This is a genomic window from Wolbachia endosymbiont of Drosophila barbarae (assembly GCF_044752445.1).
GTDB lineage: Bacteria > Pseudomonadota > Alphaproteobacteria > Rickettsiales > Anaplasmataceae > Wolbachia > Wolbachia pipientis.
The window spans coordinates 1-2,450 of the sequence record NZ_JBIXJM010000208.1; the positions used below are offsets into that span (position 1 = coordinate 1).

Sequence of the window (2,450 nt, forward strand, 5' to 3'; positions counted from 1 at the left end):
TTGTCTGGTATTGAAGCTTATGACACAAAAATTATAACTATAGATTCTCCTCAAGTGAGTATTGATAGTGATAAGGTGAATATAAAATTCAAGGACAATGACGGTAATGGTAAAGAATTAATAATAGATAACGCTACAAATATTAAAAGTATAGAAAATTATATACTGGATAAGGAAAATCTTGAGATAAAGTTAAAAGTAAGCAGCGATAAAGAGTATGCTATAATAGAAGAAATTAAAGAGCAAGGTAGTGAATATTATTTAAAAATTGATGATTATAGAATAAAATTAGATAGTATATTTAAAGATGGAAAAGAGGTAGTCTTTGATAAATTACATCAACTATCAAATGATAAGCAGTTGTTAGAGAATAAAAAATATATTGAAGACATAGGTGGTGTTCAAACTAATCAAGATTACAATGATATTGTAAAGGAAATTAAACAGAGCTTATTAGCAAAAGAAGTTAGAGAAGATACTTTCGATAGGTTTAAAAGTCATTTTGATGATCTTGGTGAAAAAGTTTTTGCAGATTATATTAGTAATGTAGAAAGCAGCCTTAAAGAAAAAGGAATTGCATTTGATCGTGATAAATTTGATTCAGCAAAAATAAAAGGAGCAAAAGGTGGAAAGTTTTTTTCCCTCATGGCCATATATGACTTGTTTGATAGCATAAGTGATGCAACAACACTTGGACGGCATGATAATGATGCTCTGAAGCAAGTGTTTGGTATCAATGGCATACTAGATGCTATGGATGATGTTAGAGAGAGTATAAGTATTTCTCCTAATAGTAAAGTAGGAAAACTGATTGGTAAAATACCAGGGCCTGCACGTCAAGCTTTTGTTAAGGTTATCAGTAATCCTGTAGTTCAAAGTATTACATTTGCGACTATCGCTTATCAATTTGGATATAGTGTAAATGAAATAGCTCAAGGTAATAATCATCCATTAAATTATTATTGGACAGCTAGTAGTGGTATAAAACTAGCAAGCATGAGTATAAAGCCTATAAGTGCAGGAGTTAGTTTTACGATAAAAAGTGTAAGTGCTACTACTAAGATTTTAAGAGGGTTATCTGCTGCAGGCAAAGTTTTGGGTAGGGCAGCAGTAGTTACTATGGTTGCTGATGTATTGATAACAATTGGCGTAAAAATTCATGAAAGAATGGAATATACTAAAGCAATAGCAGAGCAAGTACCTCTATTACCTGGTGGTGAACAAGCGGAAGTGTTTTTTGCAGGGGTAATCAAGTTTTTTACAGGAAGAGATGTAGAAAAAGAATATGAAGACACAATTAGAATAAAAGGTTATTTAACTTACGTAAAAGAAGCAGCTATTAAACTGTTAAATGATAATTATGACATAGCTGCAGTTGTACAATATGTAATCTCTATTGAAGAAAAATATAGTGAGATAATTAGAGATGCAGATCGTATATGTCAACCGGGTCTAGCGTTCACGGGGTTCTGTCATCAGACGTGTGAGTTAGAAGAAAAATACAATAACATCTCTTTTAGTAATGTTAACACAGCTTCTAATGCGGAGAAAGATTTATCTTCCCTCGATATCTCTAAAACACTACCTATGAGATCTTATACTTTGGTTATGAATGAAGGTTGGGAAAGGTTTATCTGTAACATAAAAAACAATCCTAAATGTGATCAAGATATAGATAAAAAGAAGGTTTATGTTGTTAATACAGATGCAAAACATATTCCTCATCTAACAAAATATGAGTACGAAAATCTTGGTTTAAGAATTATAGATGCACCATTAAGAAAACCGACACAAAAATCTCAGTGCAGTAAAATAATTAATGAAAAGGGTGGTGGATTTTTTCCATGCAATATCAACAAAATCCATAGGAATTGTCAAGAGACCTTTACTCTCTCAGGTAAACCTTTTATTTTTACTAATCCAAAAAGGAAAGATTCTTCCCTTATAAAAAAGGGAACATACCCTAAAGACTCGGTACTGTATATTTCAGGGTCAAGGACATTAACAGCAGCAGCAAATTATCCGGCGGTAATGCATATTCCAGAAGGCAGTGATATACGTTATATTGGCTCAAAAAATAATGAAACTATTTTTATTATTAATAATTCTATATCTGGTACTCTTGAAGGTGGAGCAGGAAAAGAAAATACTGTAGTAATGAGTGTTAAAGCTAATGATATCGTTGCTGATTTGCACAACGGAATTATAAATTATAGTAACAGCAATAACATAAGATTGGTTAACACATATAACTACGTATCTAATTCTGACAACAAGCAAAATATTACTACTCATTGTGAAACAAGATTGATTAATGTGAAAAACGCAGAGATTTGGCAGAATTCATCTAACTGTACAGACAAAGATTATGAAGTTAGAGTAGTTATAGCATTTCTCATAATAGTCCGAACAGGTCATAGGAAGGCAGAATCAACAGCACGACGAAAGGA

At 32.0% G+C, this 2,450-nt stretch carries 1 protein-coding gene; it reads left to right on the forward strand.

Annotated features, from left to right (window positions below; translation table 11 throughout):
- On the forward strand, positions 1-2,450 hold a 2,450-nt coding region (locus tag ACIPNH_RS04720), incomplete at both ends, for a hypothetical protein (protein WP_400771987.1).